General features: G+C 43.2%; 23 protein-coding genes. 10 read left to right on the forward strand and 13 right to left on the reverse strand.

From position 1 onward, the window contains the following. Positions 1-8: 8 nt before the first annotated feature. From WCV65_RS03555 to WCV65_RS03570, 4 genes are all read right to left on the reverse strand, one after another. Positions 9-845, reverse strand: coding sequence for a DUF4097 family beta strand repeat-containing protein (locus WCV65_RS03555; protein WP_338780119.1), 837 nt, complete (start codon positions 843-845; stop codon positions 9-11). Positions 846-901: 56 nt separating this feature from the next. Further along, positions 902-1,936, reverse strand: coding sequence for a DUF418 domain-containing protein (locus WCV65_RS03560; protein WP_338780121.1), 1,035 nt, complete (start codon positions 1,934-1,936; stop codon positions 902-904). A gap of 49 nt (positions 1,937-1,985) precedes the next feature. After that, positions 1,986-2,699 (reverse strand): type II CAAX endopeptidase family protein, encoded by a 714-nt coding sequence (locus tag WCV65_RS03565; RefSeq protein WP_338780123.1) that lies wholly within the window; start codon positions 2,697-2,699, stop codon positions 1,986-1,988. 243 nt (positions 2,700-2,942) lie between these two features. After that, positions 2,943-3,905 (reverse strand): type II CAAX endopeptidase family protein, encoded by a 963-nt coding sequence (locus WCV65_RS03570; protein ID WP_338780125.1) that lies wholly within the window; start codon positions 3,903-3,905, stop codon positions 2,943-2,945. Between the two features lie 195 nt (positions 3,906-4,100). Between WCV65_RS03570 and WCV65_RS03575 the strand changes: the two genes are divergently transcribed. The 4 genes from WCV65_RS03575 (at position 4,101) to ppsA (ending at position 10,628) form a co-directional block, all read left to right on the forward strand. Beyond that, entirely contained in the window at positions 4,101-4,811 is a 711-nt protein-coding gene (locus WCV65_RS03575) for a response regulator transcription factor (protein WP_338780127.1), read from the forward strand. Next, positions 4,811-6,550: a HAMP domain-containing sensor histidine kinase gene (locus WCV65_RS03580; RefSeq protein ID WP_338780129.1), complete on the forward strand. Its 1,740-nt coding sequence runs from the start codon at positions 4,811-4,813 to the stop codon at positions 6,548-6,550. Before WCV65_RS03575 ends, WCV65_RS03580 begins: the two co-directional genes overlap by 1 nt. Before the next feature lie 302 nt (positions 6,551-6,852). Then, the gene (locus WCV65_RS03585; protein ID WP_338780131.1) at positions 6,853-7,809 is read left to right on the forward strand and encodes a tRNA-dihydrouridine synthase; all 957 of its coding nucleotides are present in this window, start codon (positions 6,853-6,855) and stop codon (positions 7,807-7,809) included. Between the two features lie 203 nt (positions 7,810-8,012). Further along, positions 8,013-10,628, forward strand: coding sequence for a phosphoenolpyruvate synthase (ppsA, locus tag WCV65_RS03590; RefSeq protein ID WP_338780132.1), 2,616 nt, complete (start codon positions 8,013-8,015; stop codon positions 10,626-10,628). A 111-nt stretch (positions 10,629-10,739) separates the two neighbouring features. On the opposite strand, the gene WCV65_RS03595 is transcribed toward ppsA, so the two are convergent. Further along, positions 10,740-11,270, reverse strand: coding sequence for a hypothetical protein (locus tag WCV65_RS03595; protein ID WP_338780134.1), 531 nt, complete (start codon positions 11,268-11,270; stop codon positions 10,740-10,742). A gap of 223 nt (positions 11,271-11,493) precedes the next feature. Here WCV65_RS03595 and WCV65_RS03600 point away from each other — a divergent pair, with 223 nt between their 5' ends. Then, entirely contained in the window at positions 11,494-12,267 is a 774-nt protein-coding gene (locus tag WCV65_RS03600) for a polysaccharide deacetylase family protein (RefSeq protein WP_338780136.1), read from the forward strand. 195 nt (positions 12,268-12,462) lie between these two features. Here WCV65_RS03600 and WCV65_RS03605 read toward each other — a convergent pair whose 3' ends face one another. Together WCV65_RS03605 and WCV65_RS03610 are read right to left on the reverse strand one after the other, a co-directional pair. Then, a complete protein-coding gene (locus WCV65_RS03605; RefSeq protein ID WP_338780138.1) occupies positions 12,463-13,035 on the reverse strand; it encodes an Rpn family recombination-promoting nuclease/putative transposase in 573 nt (190 codons plus the stop codon). 150 nt (positions 13,036-13,185) lie between these two features. After that, on the reverse strand, positions 13,186-13,629 hold the full coding sequence (locus WCV65_RS03610) for a DUF5412 family protein (RefSeq protein WP_338780140.1): 444 nt from the start codon (positions 13,627-13,629) through the stop codon (positions 13,186-13,188). Between the two features lie 316 nt (positions 13,630-13,945). Here WCV65_RS03610 and WCV65_RS03615 point away from each other — a divergent pair, with 316 nt between their 5' ends. From WCV65_RS03615 to WCV65_RS03625, 3 genes are all read left to right on the forward strand, one after another. Continuing rightward, entirely contained in the window at positions 13,946-14,509 is a 564-nt protein-coding gene (locus tag WCV65_RS03615; protein WP_338780142.1) for a sigma-70 family RNA polymerase sigma factor, read from the forward strand. Continuing rightward, positions 14,502-15,911 carry a DUF4179 domain-containing protein gene (locus WCV65_RS03620; protein WP_338780144.1) on the forward strand — a complete coding sequence of 470 codons (1,410 nt, stop codon included), beginning with the start codon at positions 14,502-14,504 and terminating at the stop codon, positions 15,909-15,911. The genes WCV65_RS03615 and WCV65_RS03620 overlap by 8 nt, the downstream gene beginning before the upstream one ends. A 151-nt stretch (positions 15,912-16,062) precedes the next feature. After that, the gene (locus tag WCV65_RS03625; RefSeq protein WP_338780145.1) at positions 16,063-16,653 is read left to right on the forward strand and encodes a sugar O-acetyltransferase; all 591 of its coding nucleotides are present in this window, start codon (positions 16,063-16,065) and stop codon (positions 16,651-16,653) included. A gap of 66 nt (positions 16,654-16,719) precedes the next feature. On the opposite strand, the gene WCV65_RS03630 is transcribed toward WCV65_RS03625, so the two are convergent. From WCV65_RS03630 to WCV65_RS03655, 6 genes are all read right to left on the reverse strand, one after another. After that, entirely contained in the window at positions 16,720-17,091 is a 372-nt protein-coding gene (locus WCV65_RS03630; protein WP_338780146.1) for an iron chaperone, read from the reverse strand. Positions 17,092-17,187: 96 nt separating this feature from the next. Further along, positions 17,188-17,724, reverse strand: a complete 537-nt coding sequence (locus WCV65_RS03635; protein WP_338780148.1) for a DUF6584 family protein — start codon at positions 17,722-17,724, stop codon at positions 17,188-17,190. Between the two features lie 152 nt (positions 17,725-17,876). Further along, complete coding sequence (locus WCV65_RS03640; protein WP_338780150.1) at positions 17,877-18,530, reverse strand: DUF1801 domain-containing protein; 654 nt, start codon at positions 18,528-18,530, stop codon at positions 17,877-17,879. Positions 18,531-18,583: 53 nt separating this feature from the next. Next, complete coding sequence (locus WCV65_RS03645; RefSeq protein ID WP_338780152.1) at positions 18,584-19,096, reverse strand: histidine phosphatase family protein; 513 nt, start codon at positions 19,094-19,096, stop codon at positions 18,584-18,586. Positions 19,097-19,399: 303 nt separating this feature from the next. Continuing rightward, positions 19,400-19,960 (reverse strand): GNAT family N-acetyltransferase, encoded by a 561-nt coding sequence (locus WCV65_RS03650; RefSeq protein ID WP_338780154.1) that lies wholly within the window; start codon positions 19,958-19,960, stop codon positions 19,400-19,402. Positions 19,961-20,083: 123 nt separating this feature from the next. Next, the gene (locus WCV65_RS03655; RefSeq protein ID WP_338780156.1) at positions 20,084-20,626 is read right to left on the reverse strand and encodes a TetR/AcrR family transcriptional regulator; all 543 of its coding nucleotides are present in this window, start codon (positions 20,624-20,626) and stop codon (positions 20,084-20,086) included. A 211-nt stretch (positions 20,627-20,837) separates the two neighbouring features. On the opposite strand from WCV65_RS03655, the gene WCV65_RS03660 reads away from it, so the two are divergent. Both WCV65_RS03660 and WCV65_RS03665 read left to right on the forward strand, forming a co-directional pair. Then, positions 20,838-21,185 carry a DUF2834 domain-containing protein gene (locus WCV65_RS03660; protein ID WP_338780158.1) on the forward strand — a complete coding sequence of 116 codons (348 nt, stop codon included), beginning with the start codon at positions 20,838-20,840 and terminating at the stop codon, positions 21,183-21,185. Positions 21,186-21,311: 126 nt separating this feature from the next. After that, positions 21,312-21,668: a hypothetical protein gene (locus WCV65_RS03665; RefSeq protein ID WP_338780160.1), complete on the forward strand. Its 357-nt coding sequence runs from the start codon at positions 21,312-21,314 to the stop codon at positions 21,666-21,668. Positions 21,669-21,714: the final 46 nt, after the last annotated feature.

The raw sequence follows: 21,714 nt of genomic DNA on the forward strand, positions 1-21,714 counted from the left end.
GATCCACATTACCGGATCCGAATATCACCCGAAACGGTCCTTACCTTGATAACATCTGCCGTCTTTTTAGGGGATTCTGGAGCTGTGATGTCTCCGGAAGTGGTCTTCAAGTCATAAAATCCTATGAACTCCGGATCGGGTGACAAAGTCACATCTCCGCTGCGAATGGAGATATCCATGTTATCCGAACGTTGCCCCGTCACATTAACGTTGCCGGAAGTGGACTGCACCGCCAGAGCGCCCTTCAGCCCATCCACCTTGATTTCGCCTGAGTGCAGCTGGATTTCCGCATTCCCCTGGATTCGATCCGCCGTAATATCCCCGGATTTTGAGGTTAAACTCAACCGTCCGGCAGTGATAGCTTCCGCACGCAGTTTGCCGGAAGAAACGGACAAGTCGATATTTTCCGCCTTCAAACCGGTAAAGCTGGTGTTGCCGGAGTCCGCTTTATAGCTGATCTGCTGCAGTTTGGTTTCATCCGCCAGCGCTACAATTACCTTCGTCTTAATAGACTTATAGGTAGGTGCTGCTAATTTCACATCCTTCTGCAGTGGTAGTTCCAGCGTATTCCCTGTGATCTCCGTCTCTTTCAACTGGTCGATCGTGTTTTGCTGCATATTGCCACTGACTTCCACATAGTTGGTGTCATCGGGGCTGGCGATGAACTCCATGTTCACGTCATATTCGCTCTCGATGGTGAGCGCACTCAGATCGTCCTGTGTAAACTCCCATTTTTGCTCGTGCGCAGACAACTTGTCGACAAACTTAAGCGGCTGGCAAGCCGTTCCGGCGAAGCTCAAGACGATCAGCGCAATTCCTGGGAAATACCACTTTTTATTGCGCAAAAATAACTCTCTCCTTTCAAATTTTATGTTTCTAAATTTGAATTTTTTGCATCTGTTTATCTTCGTATCGAAAGCCAGCTTCCATACGTTCCGCATCTCCAAAGCCATTCTAATGGGCCATATTTAAAATACGTAAGCCAATACGAAGAAGCGATGATTTGCACGATCACTACAAGGAGACACGTTATCGCTGAAGTCGTGTAGGAAACTGCCGTATTAGCTGGAATAAACATTGCCATGATAAGCAGGATAACCGATTGACCAATGTAATTGGTAAACGCCATTCTTCCGAATGCATTTAATGGGGATAACATTTTCCGAACATGGGGTTCAAGCAAAACAAGAAAACTGACGTAAAATACAGAGAAAAACGGAGCAAATGCTAAGGACAATTCTGTAAAGGCATAAAAGGCAACATTTGAGTCGGTCTGTGCTTCGGATAACTCAATACCAGTCATACGGTTAGCCGATCCATTGGCAGGTGCCTCTTGCCAAAGAAAAACGGCTAGAATACAAGTTGCTATAAATGAAAGAATAGCAGCCATCTTCCACATCTTTCGATTACTTATATAATTTTCAAAAACGCGATATTGCCCGAACGCCAGACCCAATATAAAAAAGGGGAAAATGGCAAGCAGTTTATTTTCAAGATAACTCGCTACAATAATTCCTGCTATACCTAACAATAGGTTCATCTGTTTTGGAGCCTTATTAAGAAAAAAAACAGGAAGCCCCATTATGGCATAGATTAGCAAGGTTTCGCCATCGTATATTAGGTGGTGCAAGACTCCTGCTGCAAGTAAAAGCAGCATGCGCCGAATAAAAAGGACAGATGGATGGTCACTTTTCTCTTTCGCCCTGGATAAGAAAATCCATAGCCCCAATCCGAACAAAAAGGAAAATATAGCGTAAAAGCGTCCCTCAACAAACAAATACAAGAAACGCTGAACCCAAATATCCTGTTGCGTTCCTGACAAATTAACGTTTGTTCTCCAAAGAGCCAGCACATTAACAAAAGGAAGACCAATCAACGCAAACCCTCTAATTAAATCAATGACATCCATTCGTTCCTTACTTATTGTTGGTTCCATCATGGCTTACCCCTTTTTTATCATTTCTGCAACGATAGGAGCCCAGTCTTTAAAGAGAACTAGCCACAACTGCAGTCAGGATGGTTATCGATCCATTGTAGGTTGCATGGACGATCACCCCGGGCCACACTGAGCCCGTCCGGTAAAACAAATAGCCGGCGGCCAAACCAGTCACGAACGCAGACAGCCATACTTCATTCAAACCGTGAACGGTAGCAAAAATAAGTGCACTGCCAATAATGCTGATCCATGGACCATATTTTTTCAGCGCATTGGTTAAAACGGCGCGGAAAGCAAATTCTTCACCGAGCGGTGTCAATACAGCAATCATCAGAAATTGAGCGATGAATGCGAGTGTTCCTCCGCTCGCTGCAGATTCATAAGACGACTGGGTGCTGCCGGTAAATCCTATATAGTACATAATCAGAGCAAAAACACGAGTAAATACCAAAACACCAATCCCGAACCCGATGCCAGCCAGCAGCCATCGTACAGATGTCCCCCTGATGCCGAAAGCTTCCCTGGAGCGAATACGCAATATATAAGCAGCAAGGAAAGCACCTAATCCGGCTAGGCCGGATAATGCAGCAAAACTGATCCCGCTAATAACTGAAGCATCCTCCGTGGTCCAATTAATAATTTGGGCAACACCGAGCACAAGTACAAAATAGACGAGGCCCATTATTCCGATTTCAGGCCATCCGGGCTCCTTTTCGTTCCTTACCGTTTTTCCTGATGTATTTAACGGATTGGAAGTTAACATAGACGGTCACCCCTTTATGGAAAATGTTTGTTTGCTGCTTTTCTATAAACAATTGCATGTTAAAACTTTGATTCTTTCATACGGATTGATTTTAGAGGCATGAATCATCGTACTAGCATTTCATGAATGAAACGCAACACTCCCCTGAAAAGTTGCATTCTATTAAACGTAAAGGCTGTTACTCTTAAAAATACCTGCTCCATACCTAGTATGTGGATTGTAATATGCGTTCACTTTACGTATTTATTTCATATCATTTGTCAATTCCAACTGCTGGGCAACGCCCGCCCGCCGTTCGCGCATCCAGACAAATGCGACCATGGCGACGTTGACGGCGGCAAGGATGAGCAGGGATGCATCTCCCGTTTCAGTGGAACGGTCCAAGGTGTATACTTTGCCACCCGCCATGAGCGAGTTGACGATCGACAGCATGACGTTGTTGGCGACGTGAAACGCGATTGACGCCTCGATGCCGCGGCTGATGACCGTCATCAGCCCTGTCGAGGCGCCGATCACGAATAGATACCCAAACAGCCAAGGGTCGAACGCACCGTGCATCACCGTGAAGTGAAGGCTTGAGACCACGATTCCTAGAACCAATGCAGGGAGGACTGGACGCACCCATGACGCGGCGGCTGGCATGACGGTGCTTCGATACATCAGTTCTTCACCGACGGATTGTAGCGGAGTGGACAAGAGGGTGAGCACAAGCATAGCAATCGTTGTGCCAGTGAAACCGAAGGTCGTCCATCCCGGGGCCTCAGGTGCGACGAGCGCGATCACACCGATCCCAACGCCCACAAGCAGTGCCGCGCCGATCAGGTACTGTACTAAGCGGCGTCTGTCGAATGCCCGAGGTGAGCTGATAAGGCTGCGCCACGGCACTTTGGTCATCCAGACGAGGAGCAAGACCGACAAGATCCCTGTGGCGGCTATGCTCACGTTGGCGGCAAGAAATTTCAACGGTGTTAAGGTAGCTGACATCGGATCGGCGCTGCCCTCGATAAGACCAGCGACCTGGTAAAGCATGATCTGCAGGACCACCATTATCACCGACGGCACACCGATAATTACGAGTGGCTTCCACCAGCTCATACGGAGGTGGGCACCAAACGGTTTGGTACTGTCGACGGCCGGACGGACATTCTTCAACGATGCACCTTCAGCTGCATCGTTTTCAACTTCAACTCTTTTTTCTTTTGACATAGTATTCATCCTCCGATGTTTTATTTTCCAGTAATTTTCTAAAGATCTCTTAGAAAGTTTGAATCCTATCACTCAGTATAGACCGCCTTTATTTCCCTTGAAGAAACAGAAGTTTACTTTCTGATAAACTTTTCCGGGAGTTGTTAATATACTGGTAAGGTTTGTATGCTACGATAGATACCGAGGTGGGCAAAAGTGGAAAATGCAGAAATTTTATTGGTGGATGATGAAAAATCAATCGTCAAATTGATGGAAACCGTTCTGAAAAAAGAAGGATTCAGCCATATCCATACAGCTTATACTGCAGAAGAAGCGCTTGAGTGCGTTTCCCGGCACCCCATTGATATCGTGGTGCTTGATGTTACGCTACCAGGACAGAGCGGTTTCACGATTTGCCCGAAAATCAGGGAAATCTCCGATGCTTATATTCTCTTTTTGACAGCCCGCGTCTCCGACCTTGATGTGTTGACAGGATTTGCGATTGGCGGGGATGATTATATTACCAAGCCCTTTAACCCGCTTGAAATTGCAGCGAGGATTAAGGCGAGGCTCCGGCGGAACCAGGTTTATGCCCCTTCCTTAAAAGAGACTGGAAGGAAGCATGATTTCGGGCGCTTTATCCTGGATGAAGAGGCAGGGGAACTGATCGTCGAGGGCAAGGCTGTGCAGACGCCTGCCCAGGTATTTCTCCTGCTGCAATATCTGTGCCAGCACCCGAATACCATCATTTCTAAGACGAAGATGCTTGAAGCCGTATGGGGATTTGACAGCTTTGTGGATGACAATACCGTTACAGTACATATTCGAAGGATCAGGGAAAGAATTGAGATAGACCCGAGCCAGCCTGAACTGCTCGTGACCGTGCGCGGGCTGGGCTACAAGCTGGTCAAGGGGAAAAAAGGTTGATGTCGCTAAGAAGGAGACTGGCTCTCCACTTCTCCCTTCAGTTCATTTCCATCATGGTGTTTGTTGGGATTATTTCTTTGGTCCTTCTATTTGCGCTTCTGATGCATGTAAACAGAGAAGAAATGAAGCAAAACTTCCCTGAAGGCGCCGTTGAAAACATTGCGATTGATACGCAGATCGAGGAAAATAAGGCCACCATCAGCGATGCGTGGAAACACCAGCTCGAAGAACGGAATCTCTGGGTGCAGGTTGTTGATATGGAAGGAGACGTCATTGGATCAGAAAATACACCTGAATTCCTGCCTGACTCCTACTCAGTCAGCGAGATTCTCCAGATTGAAAAAACGAACCAATATGAAGGCTTCTACGTCTATTCCCAAGTCGATACCACCTTTGAAAAACCGTATTTTTATATGCTTGGATATGAAAATAATGAGCAAGAAAGCCTCCAACACTTGTTTTCACTGTATTCAAGCAATGGCAGGATCTCTGGTGAAAACCTTAAGCAGCTGGAAAGGGAATTAGAGAAAATGGAAGGCTCCATCCAGGTGATAAACCAGGAAGGGAAAGTTGTCCAGTCAACCGGCTCTGAAAAGATGAAAGAAGACTACAAGCCGCTGGACGTGCTTGTCAGGACAACTTCCCCAGGAAAATTCGAAACCCATACAGCAATTTTCATGGATCCGAAATCTAATCTTACTTGGATTCTGCATACACCCAAGCAAGGTGCAGAGCCAGTGACCTTCTCCATTCTTACCGAAATTGTTAGGCTCATTATTATCCTCGGAGTGGTTCTGCTCACATTAACGTTAGGCATTTCCTTTTGGCAGGGATTCAGGTACAGCCAGCCCCTCCTTCTCTTCACCAGCTGGCTTGAAAGGATGGGCTACGGAAATTACGGGGAAGTACTGACAGAAAAAGAGCGCAAAAAAGTCTTCAAGAAAAATGGGAAGGTGCGCCTGAAGTACAAGCTTTATAAAGAAGTGATAGGGGCCTTCTACGAAATGGCCGAAAAACTTTCTGCCGCAGACAAGGAAAGAGACCGGCTGGAAAAAACGCGTGAAGAGTGGATGACCGGCATTTCCCACGATCTCAGGACACCCCTTTCAACGATCCAGGGCTACGCCCATTTGCTCGAAAGCGGACAGTACCACTGGACCGAAGAAGAGCTGCAGGACATGGGAAGGATGATCAGGGAAAAAGGGGATTATATGACAGACTTAATTGAGGATTTCTCCCTTGCCTTCCAGCTCCAAAACCAGTCGCTCCCCCACCAAATGAAGCCTGCCGAACTGAATGAACTTGTACGGGGCATCATGCTGAAATTTGCCAACGACCTCACTCTTGAGGATGTTCCTTTCAATTTTAAAAGCGCAAATTCAAAAATTTATATACAAGCGGATATACGCTGGTTTGAGCGGATGCTCGATAACCTCATCTATAACTGCATCAAGCATAACCCAAAGGGCACGAGCATTAACGCCTCGGTCAGCCGACAGGGCGAATCCGCCATTGTCACCATCTCTGACAATGGTGCGGGAATGGACGAAGAAACGGTCCAGCACCTCTTTGACCGCTACTTCCGCGGCACAAGCACAGATGAACAGACAGAAGGAGCCGGCCTTGGTATGAGCATCGCCCGCGCCATCGCCGAGCTACACGGCGGCAGCATTCATGTTTCTTCTGTAAAACATAGTGGTACTGTTTTCCGGCTTGAATTTCCTTTGGGAGGGGAGTAGGAGAAAGGAAGGATTATTATTCCAGAATGTCCGTTTTGTTTCATTAAATGGTTTTTACCTTTTCTTTCTCCTGCTTGTATGTAATTTCACTTTATTCCCCCGACTGCACAAAAATCACCATACAGAACGTGTTTTCTTTAGATTAACCTATCCCTATTTCCGCACAATTTCCCCATAATTTACAGCCATCCCCACCCACTCCTCATTGAAATCACCCTCAACCCATGATATAAGTGTAAAAGAAGTTTTTTTTTGACCAAAATTTTAAAGATGTACCCATATAGAGAGGAATGGAACGACAAATGAGTAATAATTTCTGGCGTGATCTGCCACGTCCGTTTTTTGTGCTGGCACCGATGGAGGATGTGACGGATGTAGTGTTTCGTCATGTGGTGAGTGCAGCGGGGCGGCCGGATGTGTTTTTCACGGAGTTTACGAATTCGGATAGCTACTGTCATCCGGATGGCATTGAGAGTGTACGCGGGCGTTTGACGTTTACGGAGGATGAGCAGCCGATGGTGGCGCATATTTGGGGAGATCGTCCCGATTATTTCCGTCAGATGAGTATTGGAATGGCGGAGATGGGCTTTAAGGGGATCGACATCAATATGGGCTGTCCTGTTCCGAATGTGGCACAAAGAGGAAAGGGCAGCGGCCTGATTCTGCGTCCGGATGTGGCGGCAGAGCTCATTCAGGCAGCAAAAGCGGGCGGTCTTCCTGTCAGCGTGAAAACGCGTCTTGGATTTAAGAAGATTGATGAGTGGAAGGAGTGGCTCGCGCATATTTTGAAGCAGGATATAGCGAACCTTTCCATCCATTTGCGGACAAGAGATGAAATGAGCCAGGTGGATGCGCATTGGGAGCTTATCCCTGAAATCAAAGCACTGCGTGACGAGATTGCTCCGGATACGATGCTCACCATCAATGGGGATATTCCTGACCGTCAAAAAGGATTAGAGCTTGCCGAAAAATACGGAATCGATGGCGTGATGATCGGTCGGGGGATTTTCAAAAATCCGTTTGCTTTTGAAAAAGAACCGAAAGAGCACAGCAGTGAAGAATACCTTGATCTATTAAGACTTCAGCTGGATCTGCAGGATCAATATGCGGAAACCGTGCCCCGCTCGGTAACAGGGCTTCACCGCTTTTTCAAAATTTATGTAAAGGGATTCCCTGGGGCGGCTGAATTGCGAAGCCAGCTGATGAACACGAAATCAACCGATGAAGTGCGGGCATTGCTTGATAGCTTTAAACAATAAACGCATTAATAAAAACGGCACAACCCGGTTTGGGGTGTGCCGTTTTTGTATGTACGGAAATCGTATCGTCTGGGAATTGTAAAAGCACTGATGCTACTCCTTCTACCTTCATTATATCATACAAAAAATGGATGAAATAGTCTGTTTATTCCCATTTTCCCCTGTTAAAATCAATTGAATAGTATGGAAGAGGAGAGATGTGCATGAGTTCTTTGGTTCTCGGTTTGCAGGAAATCAATAAATCCCAGCGTGCGATCGTTGGCGGAAAGGCATTAAATCTTGGGCGATTGTTTACCATACAAGGATTATATGTACCTGCAGGATTCTGTGTGACAACCGGGGGCTATCGAAAAGCCATTGAACAAAATGAATTATTGGAGACTTTGTTGAATCAGCTGTCGACAGTAAAAGCAGGAGAACGGGAACGGATTCGTGAAATGAGCAGGAGTATTCGTGAAATCATCATGAATGCGGATATTCCATCGGATGTGGTGCGTGAAGTGACTGACCATCTTTCCATGCTCGGTGACAGACATGCGTATGCAGTGCGTTCCAGTGCGACGGCCGAAGATTTGCCGCATGCCTCTTTTGCCGGCCAGCAGGACACCTATTTAAATATCATCGGTATCCAGGTCATTTTACAGCACATTAGCAAGTGCTGGGCGTCCCTTTTTACGGACCGAGCAATCATCTACCGGATGAAGCAGGGGATTGAGCACAGTAGCGTTCATCTATCTGTTATCGTTCAAAAGATGGTTTTCCCGCAAGCTTCAGGGATTTTATTTACGGCCGATCCGGTGACATCCAGCCGGAAGGTGGTCTCCATCGATGCCAGCTTCGGTCTGGGCGAGGCGATTGTCTCTGGGCTGGTATCGGCCGATTGCTATAAAGTCCAGGAAGATTGGATTTTAGACAAGAGGATAGCAGACAAAAAAATCGCTGTTTATGGACGGAGAGAAGGCGGAACCGAAACGAAGGCTCTTCCTGATGATCAGCAAAAAACACAAACACTTACCGATCAGCAGATTTTGCAGCTCACTCGTATTGGAAAACGGATTGAACAATATTTCGGGTCTCCTCAGGACATTGAATGGTGTTTGGCTGAAGATACATTTTATATCGTCCAGAGCCGGCCGATTACCACGTTGTATCCCATTCCTGAAGCGAATGACGAAGAGAATCATGTCTATGTATCTGTTGGCCATCAGCAAATGATGACCGATCCTATTAAACCACTCGGGATATCGGTCTGGAAGTTAACGGGGAATGCTCCTATGTTTAAAACAGGCGGCGGAAGGCTGTTCGTGGATATCACGATGGGACTGGGAACAGCGGCAGGCAGACAGAATCTGCTGGACGTCCTGGGGCACTCCGATCCACTCATAAAGGATGCGCTGCTGACCATCATAGAGCGGGATTTCATCAAATTGGACCCCAATGCCAAAAGCGGACAGGGATCCGTTAAAAGCCATAAGGGCATGTCATCTGCGGATATTCTGGAAGAGGCAGGGACCAATCCGGCCATTGTTGCTGATCTGATGAAGAGCAGCGAGGATTCGTTATCAGTGTTAAAACATACGATACAAACGAAATCAGGATTGGATGTTTTCGATTGTATTTTGGACGATATGCAGCAGCGGCGGCAGCGTGCGTCTGATATGAACCATCTGAAGGTCATTATGGCAGCCATCCATGCCTCGGCATGGATCAACGAAAAGATAGAGGAATGGCTGGGTGAAAAAAACACCGCAGACACCCTATCCTTATCAGTGCCTGACAACGTCACGTCTGAAATGGGGCTGGAGCTGCTGGATGTGGCAGATGTGATTCGTCCCTATCCGGAAATCATCGGGTACTTACAAGAGGTTAAGGATGAAAGCTTTTTGGATGAATTGGTTCAATTTGATGGCGGACAACACGTTCGTGATGCCATTGCTTCTTACCTCGGGAAATATGGAATGCGTTGTTCCGGAGAAATCGATATAACGAGAACACGCTGGAGTGAAAAACCAAGTATGCTGGTACCTATGATTCTCAGCAACATCAAAAACCTTGAACCTGGTGCCAGCAAACGGAAATTTGAACATGGCAGGCAAAAAGCTTTGAACAAAGAGCAGGAGCTATTAGCCCGGCTGAAACAATTGCCGGGAGGTGAACAAAAAGCCGAAGAGACTAAACAAATGATTGGCGTGATCCGGAATTTTATCGGATATCGTGAATATCCGAAGTACGACATTGTCCGCCGATATTTCGTTTATAAGCAAGCTTTATTAAAGGAAGCGGAGCGACTCGTACAAACCGGCGTACTTCATGAAAAAGAAGATATGTATTATCTCACTTTTGAAGAATTTCAGGAAACCGTTCGCAACAATAAACTGGATAAACACGTCATTGACAAGCGAAAAGAGGAATACAGCTACTACGAAAAACTAACTCCGCCCCGTGTGATCACGTCTGACGGCGAAATCATTACAGGCCGGTACAAACGAGACCATATCCCCACCGAAGCGATAGCGGGCCTAGCTGTTTCTTCTGGTGTTGTAGAGGGCCGGGCGCGTGTGATCCTGAATATAGAAGAGGCCAATCTGGAAGAGGGCGATATCCTGGTTACCGCCTTTACCGACCCCAGCTGGACGCCATTGTTTTTATCTATAAAAGGTTTGGTGACCGAGGTGGGCGGCCTGATGACCCATGGAGCTGTAATCGCACGGGAATATGGCTTACCCGCAGTAGTCGGTGTCGAACATGCTACCAAACGGATAAAAGACGGACAGCGAATTCGTGTGCATGGATCAGAAGGGTTTATTGAATTACTGTAGGTTATTGAATTTCAAGCAGAATCAGGTTTCCGAAACCTGATTCTTTTCATTTGCCTATGGTTTAAGGATGGCAGCGGAAACGTTTAACGGAGCTAACTAAAAGCCATAGTCTTAAAACCCCTCCACAATCTTCATTTTGCTAATGAGCTTTACAATTTTATTAGGGCTGCCCTTATCGATTGATACCAATTTTGTAGTGTTGATGATCTCTTCGTAAAATTTTTTGCCAGCAGGGTATTGGCCATCCCAACGCAAAGGTACGTTGTAAACATTGATCGTGCCGTTACCATTCCCACTGTACGTGACGGAGCCATCTGCCAGTCGAGAACCTGCTAATTGGATCACATCTTCAGGATAGGCAGCACTGGTGCTGTCATCAGGATTAAGCGGTGTTCCGGCGGGGAGAAGGTGAACATTTAATTCATCAATCTCCTGATTTGGTCCAAGCTGCAGCCAGACTCTGGCATATTCGATTTTATTAGAAGGATAGCTGGATAGAGGACCTACTACACTTTTTGTTTTTGCTGAAGTTTCTGTTAATGGCTCCGATTTCCCCTCACTTGTACAACCCGTGAGCATTAGAATGAGCAAAAATAGAGCTGCATAATAACCCTTCTTCATTTTAATTGGTCCTTTCTTCATGCATAATAATGTGCTGTAAAAAATTGCAACACCTTAGGCGTTATTCTCACCGTTAATAAGTCCATCTATTTATAGAACATTAATGATGGCTGAAGTGGCATTGAAATTAAGAATCAGAGAAAAATTCTTTTCAGGTAAAAACCACCAATCCGCCGGACTAATTTTCTTCCCTCACCAATACAATAAATCGGCAGGGAAATTTCTCTATAAAGGGAGGAATAAAATGAAATTTGTCCGGCTTTCCATTTCCTTATTGATTGTTGCGTTCCTGATTTCCACGTCATTCAGCCATGTCACCGCAGCTGAAAAAGCTCCAAATAATTCTATGGGCTCAGCAAAGGGGGAACTCTCGCCTAAGCCTGCATCAAAAGCCAAGATCGCCTACATCACGTTTGATGATGGACCGAGCAGATATACCTCGCAAATACTCGATATTTTAAAAAAGAAGCAGGTGAAAGCGTCGTTTTTGGCGGTGGAGCCTAATCTTAGAGCATACAAGACTAGCATCGTAAGAGTGAACAGGGAAGGGCACTACATTGGATTGCATAGTGTTTCTCACAGTGTGAAGAAGCTGTATAGAGGCAGTCCTAAAAATGTGGCATTGGAAATGGAAACGACACGAAAAACACTGCAGTCGGTGGTTAAGGTTAATCATTATTTGGTCAGAGTGCCTTATGGGAGCAAGCCGTATATGAAGAAGTGTTATAGAGACTGGCTGGTGCGATATCATTTTAAAATGTGGGATTGGACGGTTGACAGCAACGATTGGAGATATAAAAGCAGTCAATACGGCACGATTATCAGGAACGAAAAAATTACCGTGCCTTCAGTGGAAAGACAAAAGAAGCCCATTATCATTCTCATGCATGAGCGGCCGCAAACCGTTCGGGCGCTTCCTCAGATTATTGATTATTTGAAATCAAGAGGGTATGTGCTGGTGCCTTATAATCCGAAGCAACATGTTGTGAGTAATTTTTGGAATGATGGCAGGTTATAGAGTAAGTGGAGTGAGCAGAGGTTTAGCTTGCTCTTTTTTTTATGCTTCAGGGAGCTTTAAAAGGCTAGATTTATAAAGATAAATACCGCCGGCAATTGATATAATGAATCAACAAGCGAGATTTTTCGCAATCAAAGATTGAGGTGTGAATATTTAATTCATATTCTCGTCTGTATTTCTGCTTCGCCTTTTCTCTTACCGGACTTCTTTTTCAATTTCTTTCACTTTTTCTAACGTCAAACCTGTATGAGTTGCGACGTCTTGTACAGACATACTGGGCAATTTAAGCAAACTTTTAGCGATTTCAATAGCTTTATAATTCATTCCAGCATTCCTTGCCCCATTAACCTGAGTATTGAGATCCAATAAATATTTCTCCCTAAGCTGATACGTCCGGATGACTTCCTCATCAGCACTTAGACGGCGCAGTTTTTCATCAGCTTTCGATACCAATTGATCCAACTTAAACACCTCCATTAGATTTTGCTGATCCTCGTGTTCTGTTAAAAACAATAACCACCGGTGCAAGGGATCATTCATATCGGGTTTAGTCTTACTGAACTTCGGCAATTCAATGCACTGTATCTCGAGCAAATTTGTAAAGAGTTCACCGGTTTCGATGTTCTGAATTTTGTAGACGGAATGAAAATTTTGATGCTCTTTAAATAAATTGTATCCCAAGATGTTGATCGCAATCGTCCGGTTGAGATCTGAATAGTTTTCAGCCGCTTTAAGGTCTTCTGTATATAGTTTAGACCAGTAGAACATGGATTGGTCTCTCAAACCCGGTATAACAATGTTAGGTTTAAAGGAGTTGGTCTTTCCGAAGCCTGAGTTCAGAGTTTTTCCTTTATAACGATAAACTTTGTCCAATCAAAATAGTAAGCGGTCTTTAGTTTTTAATATTTGTGCGCAGCGTCAATCCTGATAACACCTCTCAAACTCATCCTTCATCAGCAAGCTCTGACAAGCACGTCCGTTTTCATCATAAATTTCTTTAGTCACATCCAACCTGATACTCCGGTCCGAATCGGGATACTCAGGATTGTCATTCAGGATATAGAGGGTATCTTCATCGAGCCATTTCATAGAAAAATCATCTTTTGCATTACTATAATAAATGGTTTTGATATTGCCTGCCTCATCATTCTCCGTAATTTCAACCCATACGTTCACTCCTCCTGCGGCACCTCCATAGAGTTCATAAAAAGCATTCGCTGTGTATTTCTCTGAAGGGGATGATACAGGTCCGGGGCCTTTTTGCGTATTCTGCCGATCAATCTTATTAAACGTGAAAAAATATGTCTGATATAGAATGAACCCAGATACTAAAACGGCACCTGTCAAAGCGGAAACAAGCAATTTTTTGGGGAAGGGCTTCTTCTTGGTGATGAAAAGAAACAGTTTCGCTAAAAATAAAATGGATAATAGAATGGTAGTAATAAAGAGAAGGATAAACAGTAAAAATCCAATCAGATTGATAATAGTGGTGTCCTCCTGTTTAACTAATTAGTAAATTATTGTAATTTTAGTTTATCAAAGGGAATTAGAGATTTGCTACCAAAACTTTAAGGGTGAGACCATTCAGTCAGCAAATATATATCGAGATTCAAAAAAATCACAAAAAATGAGAAACCCATCTTCTCATCTCCGTCTAATTATTGAAAGGGGGAAACCAATGAATGCTGGCAAAAAGATTTCCATCCAGTCAAAGGTTGACCATCCGGATGAGCGTGAGGACTATTTTAAGCAAGTTATGGAGGATTACGGTACCGAGCTTTTAAAATTGGCTTATTCTTATGTGAAGAATCAGGAGACAGCAAAGGATTTGGTTCAGAGTACATTTGTGTCAGTTTATCTGAATCTCTCATCCTTTAATGGAGAGGCGTCTATAAAAACGTGGCTTTACCGGATCACCGCTAATAAATGCAAAGACCATTTAAGAAGTGCTTATGTGAGAAGGGTTTTCCCTGTCCATCAAATGAAAGAATCTCTCCATAATGAGAACCAGACAGAGACAGCACTTATGGATGGAGAGCTTTCAGAATGGCTGAAGGCGTGCATTTTTAAGCTTCCGGTCAAATACAGAGAGGTTATTATGTTCTATTATTATCAGGAACTGAGTGCTGCGGATATTGCAGAAGTACTCGATATACCGGAAAGTACAGTGAGAACAAGACTCGACCGGGCACGAAAAAAGCTCGCACCCCTCATTAAAGAGGAGGAATTATTTTATGACTAAAGAAAATCGGTTCAAACAGCGAATGGATCAAACGGAATTTGGTTCTATGAAATTCGAGAAGGTGGATCAGCTTACGGTTATGAGAAGAATTAGAGAGAAACAAAACACAGGTCAGAAGCGAAGGACCGGGATTCCGGCTGTTATTTTGTCCACTATTGCAGCGGCCGCCATTTTGTTTATCCTTATCATGCAATTGCCTTTAAAAGATCAGATTGAAGCGGGATTAACGAAGCCGGCAACCTTATTAAGCCAATCGAATGATCCGGGGCTGATGGCTTGGAGCAAAAAGAATAATCCACAACAGGTGAACAAGACTTCAGAGAGCAGCGGAATCAAAGTGTCCATTAAAGAGATTATGTTCGACGGATACAGAATGGCAATCGGTTATGAGGTTCAATCGAAAACAAAATTCGTCGGGCCAGTTCATAATCCGAAGATTACAGTGAATGGGAAGGTTGTCAGCGTTACTGAGATTTCCACGTCAGTAGAAAAAGATGTAAAAGTCTTTCGGAAGGGAACACACTCCTTTAAAGGCGTAACGAGCTTATTTATTAAGGAGAAGCTTCCGGAAGAATTTGAGGTGAAGATGCAGTTTTTCGGGAATCAAAACCCTGCATTAGCTCCTAAAGCATCTGCTACGACAAAGGGAAAATGGGAATACTCAATCCCGGTTGAGAAAAAGGGAAATGTCTATACCATTAAGCCGAAAGAAAGCGTGACGAAAGGTTCGACTAAATTAAGTGTTGACCAGATAATCCTGGCGCCTTCCGTCACAGAAATTTCTTTTGCAAAGGAAGAGAACGGCAGAAGATTGCCTGCGGTTGGAGGATTAGAATACAGGCTCTTGGATGATAAAGAAAATCTGCTTTCTGTTTTTGGAAATATGAGAAGTTCTGGTGAAGAGAAGGATGGCAAATTTATTCTCCGCAGCAATAGAACCTACGCCCCTGCAGATGGCATACCATCCTATTTATCTGTACAGCCTTTCTTAGACAATGATTTCGAAACCAACCCTAATAAAGGCCAAATGACAAAGAAAAAGCTCAATGATCCGCTTCCGATGACTTTCCCGCAACAGAACGGGGCCATTTTGGTTAACAAAATTGAGGAATCAAAAGATAAAAAACGCGTAAAAATCTATTATGAGGTAAAAGGCGATCTTCCAGAGGTGAGAGGCAGCCATATAAATCTCACAGTGAAAGAGCCGAAAGGAGAAAAAGATTTATTCGTTGATCAAAATTTCTTTAAAAATATGAGAAGCAACGATAGAAAAAAGATAGCGGAGTTTATCACTGACGATCGAAAAGATCTTTACTTAACCGTTCCTAATATAAACCCTGTCCTTTTTAAAGATTTGGAACTGAAAATCCCAATCAAAAAAGAGGACCTGATTAAAAAATAGGCAAAAACCCGGTGAATGCTGCACCGGGTTTTTGTATGCTCTAATCAATCATCATCAAAAAATTCTTAAAGGACGTAGTTTTTTGTAGGATATCTTGTAATAATGTGTACTAGAAAGAACATAATCTTATCGTTTATCTGGAGGATTTCCAATGAATTTAGAAGAACAGAAAAAGTTCATTTTAACAGGTCAAATGTATAACGATTTAACCCCGGAATTAATTAAAGCAAGAGAAAATGCGGTGTTCCTTACAAATGAATACAATAATAGCTTTAGCAAACCCCAGCATGAAAGAGAAGAGCGTTTAAAAAAGCTTTTGAAAAGCATGGGAAAAGGCGTTCATTTAGAACCGAATTTCAGATGTGAATTCGGGTTTAATATTACGATAGGGGATCATTTTTACGCTAATTTCGATTGCGTTATGCTGGACGGGGCAGAGATCCATATAGGAAATCATGTTCTGTTTGGGCCTAGAGTTGGAATTTATACCTCGAATCATGCAATAGATCCAAAGGAAAGAGCAGCGGGAGGATGTTATGCCAAGCCTGTAAGTATTGGGGATAACGTGTGGATTGGTGCAGGCGTTCATATTAATCAAGGTGTAACGATTGGAGAAAATACAATCATTGGATCGGGTAGTGTGGTTACAAAAAGCATTCCGGCAAATGTAATAGCAGCGGGTGTTCCATGTAAAGTCATTCGGGAAATTACTGAAAACGATCGAACTGGATTTGAAATATAAGGGCGGTGCCAGTCACCACCCTTAGTTTGTGGATAAAACACTTTATGCTGAAGAGACCTTGAGAGCTCATTTCCGGAAAAAATTCGTATAGTCTGCCTTATCCTCGATATTAAATTTAATCATTTTCTCAAGCAATTCGTAATTTACCGGCTCATTCCACGGGATGCGAAACAAGCCTTTTGTAGAGCTGTAGCCGGCTTGTGCTATGTCTTCGGCAAAGTGCGCAATGCCTGCTTCTTCCGGTGAAACGCTCAAATGCTGCTTCGCTGTGGAAATGCCGAGGATGAATGTGCCGTGATCCGTAAACATGGGGGTATTCCATTTGATCTGCGGTTTCAAATTAGGGAATTTAGTTGAGACCCACACCAAGATTTCCTCTGTTCGGCTGCGATGGTCGGGGTTATCGATGCCTGCTAAATAGTTTGTGAAAGCTTCCATGTTATGCTCCTTTAATTACAGTTTTTGCTGAACTTGGAATCATGCCTGAAAATAAACAAGGGGGAAAGACTCGAACAGCGCTCAAGGAATTTAAAACTAGAATATCCAGGTGAACACTGTATAAATACCTATAGCAACTAAAGAAATAATAAAGATGAAAATGGTTATACAACCAATCGTAAAGAATTTTTCCTTCCATTCATCTTCAGGATGTTGTTCTTCTTCTAATTTCTCTTTTACCTTCTTTTGAGCAACGGAAATTACTGGTTCTAGCTGCAGATTTTTTAACGTTTCATGATCTCCTTTGAATTTTAGGGCTCTCGATATGTTCAAAGGGTCATGCCCCATTTGTTTCTCAAATAACAGACAGGCTCTTACCATTTCGGGGGTCTTGTTCTTCTCCAAATACCAATACCGGCCAGCCATTGAAGGATGTCTTAACGCATAATAAATATCTCCTAGCCTAGTTCGAAGCTCTAATTCATCAGGATAAGAGTGCAGGAGTCCATGCAATCGATCTCTTGCTTTCCCCAAATCACTCTTTTCAATGTCCTGTTCTACCTTTTTTAATGCTTTAGCTGGTGCTTTTTTTATAACGGCTCTTCCCTTCATATTGAAATTGTCACTTTCCATTTAGAGAATCATATCTGAATGGGGAAGACATCGCATCTCTTTTTACCAGTATTATTACTTTCTTATAAAGCCATACGAGGTAACTGGATTAGCGTTTCGAATTATCAATTTTAGCTTTTGTTTACCGTTTGAATGAACCATCCGTTTGATCTCTATCGAACGAACTTATGCGAGCCGTCACAGTACGGCATCTTTTGAGATTGACCGCACGTACAATCTTTTAATCCCTTTCCATCCAAGATTTGAGGCATATACTTTTCAATCCGTGCAACACGGGTTTTGGACTGTTTGGGTGCAGCAAAGTAAAGAAGATAGGCTCTTTGCCGTCCGGGGGTCAGTGCTTCAAAAGCTGTCTTCAGGGAAGGAAGCTCATCTAATTTATTCTGGAATTCTTCAGGAATGGTGTATTCTGTATGCTTTTTGACATTGACTTCCAAACCTGCTTTTTCCACTTCAATGGCTTGATAAATATAGTCTTTCAAAATGGTTTCCATTTCAGCTATTTCCTGAAGGTTTGTGAAACGAATTTGACGCCCTGCCTGTACATTCTCTGTTTGCTGTACTAGAATTCCAAAGGCGTCCTTCAGTAAGGCACCCTTATGAAACAAAAGTGCACAATACTCTTTAAATCCATGGAGTAAAACAATGTTTTTCCCCTCAAGTGTGTAGCAGGGATGCATCCACTTAAAGTCTTCGGTCAGCTCACAGTCCAGCACGATCTTTCTAAGCTTCTCAAATTCTTCCCGCCAGTTTTTGGCCTTACTTAAAAATTCATCAACCTTAGGATTTGTGTTCCTGCCTGTCATAAATCTACACCTCTCTTGCTTCATCATTTTTCAGCAAAATGCAGTCTGAATTGTCAATCTAAATGTCGTGTACTATTAGCAAATTTTATTATTTGCAGATCCTTGTAATAATCCAAGAAATGAATACCCGTATTGTTCGTATGAAACCAATTGTTGTTTTCAAACGGTAAGTGGAGAAAACTTTCAATTATTTTCGTTATCATTCCACCGTGGGTGATGACGGCAATGGTAGAGTATGCTTTGCTGTTTTCTCTAATATAAGAAAGAACGGATTCTCCCCGCATCCTAAATTCGTGGTTACTCTCTGAATCCTGCTGTTCGATTAATTGATCTATGTAATGAACCGGACAGCCGATCGTCTTTGATAAAACGTCTGCCGTGCCGCTGGCTCTTTTTAACGTGCTGCTCCAAACAAAATCGGGAGGGAATTCTTTAGAAACCCGCTGCGCCATTTTCTCTGATTGCAGCAGCCCGTTTGGGGTTAAAGGCAGATCCGTTGAACCATTATCATTCTCCTCTAAAAAGTCGTCTTCCGATTCCCCGTGACGAATCAATAAAATCTGCATCTCAATCACCATCTTTCAATCGAATAATTAACAAAATTCGATGATGGCCTGCTATTATCCTGCATTGTTTTAGGATCCGGATCTTCCTTTTTAGATAGGCACTCCTATTAATTTTAGCTCTGTTAAACTTTGCTGTTGATTGCAGTTAGCAGGCGTTCGCTTTCCGCTGGGCGGGCGGTGAGCCTCCTGCCGCTTTGCGCCTGCGGGGTCTCACCTGTCCCGCTGCTCCCGCAGGAGTCTCACGCCTTCCACTCCAATCACAGGTGTAAAATATCAACACCATGCTTTAACATAGCCTTAATTTTAAAGCGAAGTGTCCAGATTAGTAATTTTGCCGAAAAGCAATGCATCATAGTACATACAATCTATAAAATAGTGGTCTTTTAATCGTCCTTCTAACTCATACCGGTTCTTCTCAAGTATCCGTCCAGACCCAACATTTGCATGCACGACTTTGGCATACAGTTTATGAAGCTTAAGGGACTTGAATGCAAAATCACTCATCAATGCAACAGCTTCTGTGCCATACCCTTTACCCCAATGATTTTTATGCAATACATAACCAATTTCAGCATGGTTTGCTTCACGGTCAAAATTGAAAATCATGGCTGTCCCGATCATTTTTTGTGTTGGTTTTTCAAAAATGGAGGCATATAAGTGGGTACCTTCCGATTCACGTCTTAACATGGTTTCGATATGCTCAGAAGTTTCCTCCAAACTATTCATCAAATTCCAGCCGATAAACCGTGAAACGTCTTGATCGGACGCATAATGATGCATCTCTTGAACATCATCGATCCTGAGCGGTTTGAAGTAAATTTTTTCACCGTCCAATGAATGAAATAAAACAGCATGCTCCTCCATTCGTAACCTCCCTCTAATCTATCAACGCAGTACCTTCCCATGCTTAGTGTACGTTTAAAAGAAGGACTTTGAGTAGAGTCTTATTCTGCACACTGAAAAATAGCGGCCTGCCGCATTACAAGATCATGTGATTTTTTCAATTCCTTCAATCGCTTCCAGGATTACGGGGTCGAAGTCCAGTGACTCAAGAAGAGCGATTCCTTCCACAATTACCAGGGCCAAGGCAGCCGCCTGTTCATTCGTTTGTCCTTCACCGACTTTTATGACCTTTTTGTAAAACTCAAAAAAACTGTCGCAAATCTCTCTTGCTATGGGATAGAAGGGATCTTCTTTTTTGGAGGCAATTGCAATTAATTCGAGCCACAACTTCATGTAGGGGCTAACTTCCGGATTTTTCATCATCTGATAAAGATACTTTACAACGCTTGAGAATGATTTTTTCTCCATTTCTGTGTTGTCTAACATATGGATTAACTTTGCTGAAATCGATGATAGGACTACAGTGAGCAGTTCTTCTTTATCTTTAAAATAATGAAGAAGCATTCTATCACTTGTTTCCGCTGCTTGTGCAAGGTTTCGCAGGCTGGCAGATTGGATTCCATTTGAAAGGATATACGCAGACATCTCTTCAATTAATTCTTGTTTTCTTATTGCCCCTTTTTTCACAACGAACACCCTTCATCTCTTTTTGTGTAGTATATGCTACATCCTAATTGTGCAGCAAACCAACCATAGGATTACGATTAACTATTTCAAGGCTGATTCTAAGTTCACTTTATCATGTTTATCCCTTTTTTCGTACTTGATAAATAGTGTAGCAGGTGCTACATTAATTACATGTAGTGAACGCTACACTTTTAAAAAGACGGGGATCAATATGTTACAGGATAAGACCGAAACGCAGATTAGTTCTTATGACAGTCCAATTTCCAAAAAGCTTATCATTGCTGTACTTGTGCTATTTACTCCGTTAACCGTAATGGCTGTTGTTCAAAATGGGTTTTTGGGCATATTCGCCAAGGCGTTCCAAAATTACGCCACCATTCAAATTTTTGTAGATTTGCTCATTGCCAGTTTCTTAATCCTTATATGGATGTGGTTTGATGCCAAGAAAACAAATCGCTCTTTTTGGCCTTGGGCATTGCTTACTTTGGCAGCAGGATCATTCGGTCCTCTTTTATACTTATTATTCGGCAAAGGTAAACGATCGAAAACTCCTAAATAACGAGCCGGTAACTTCTATGTAATAGGGGTGGATTTTTAAAACGAGGTCATCCTATACATGGAGAATGGGTAAAGCTATAATCACTCTATAACGCATTTTAAATAGAGACGCAGATAAGGTGATTAGATGCTGCCGGATACAATCCGATTAAAAGGTTTCACAAGAGAAAACAGGCATGAAATGATCGATTATGCAGCTGGAAGTATTTCGAATTGTTCAGGGTGGGTTACAAATCATACGATGTATTCCAATAAAATCATTGTGATTAATTTTGAGATGGAAGTTAAGGGAGTAAAGGAACTCATCCATTTACTTAACAGTAACGGCATGACTTTATTTGAAGACAGCCTTAAAATCATTGCCGATTTTCCAGAAAATCTGGTTGAAGCTGATAAGGAAAAGGAGATCATGGGGTCGATCAATATTACGTTTATCAATGATGAACCCGATATAAGAATTCCGGTGCCTCCTATTCCAGGGTAAGAGGAATACAATTTAATATGCTAATGAGGAAAGTGTTAAAAGAGCT

The organism is Metabacillus sp. FJAT-52054 (assembly GCF_037201815.1).
Taxonomy (GTDB): domain Bacteria; phylum Bacillota; class Bacilli; order Bacillales; family Bacillaceae; genus Metabacillus_B; species Metabacillus_B sediminis.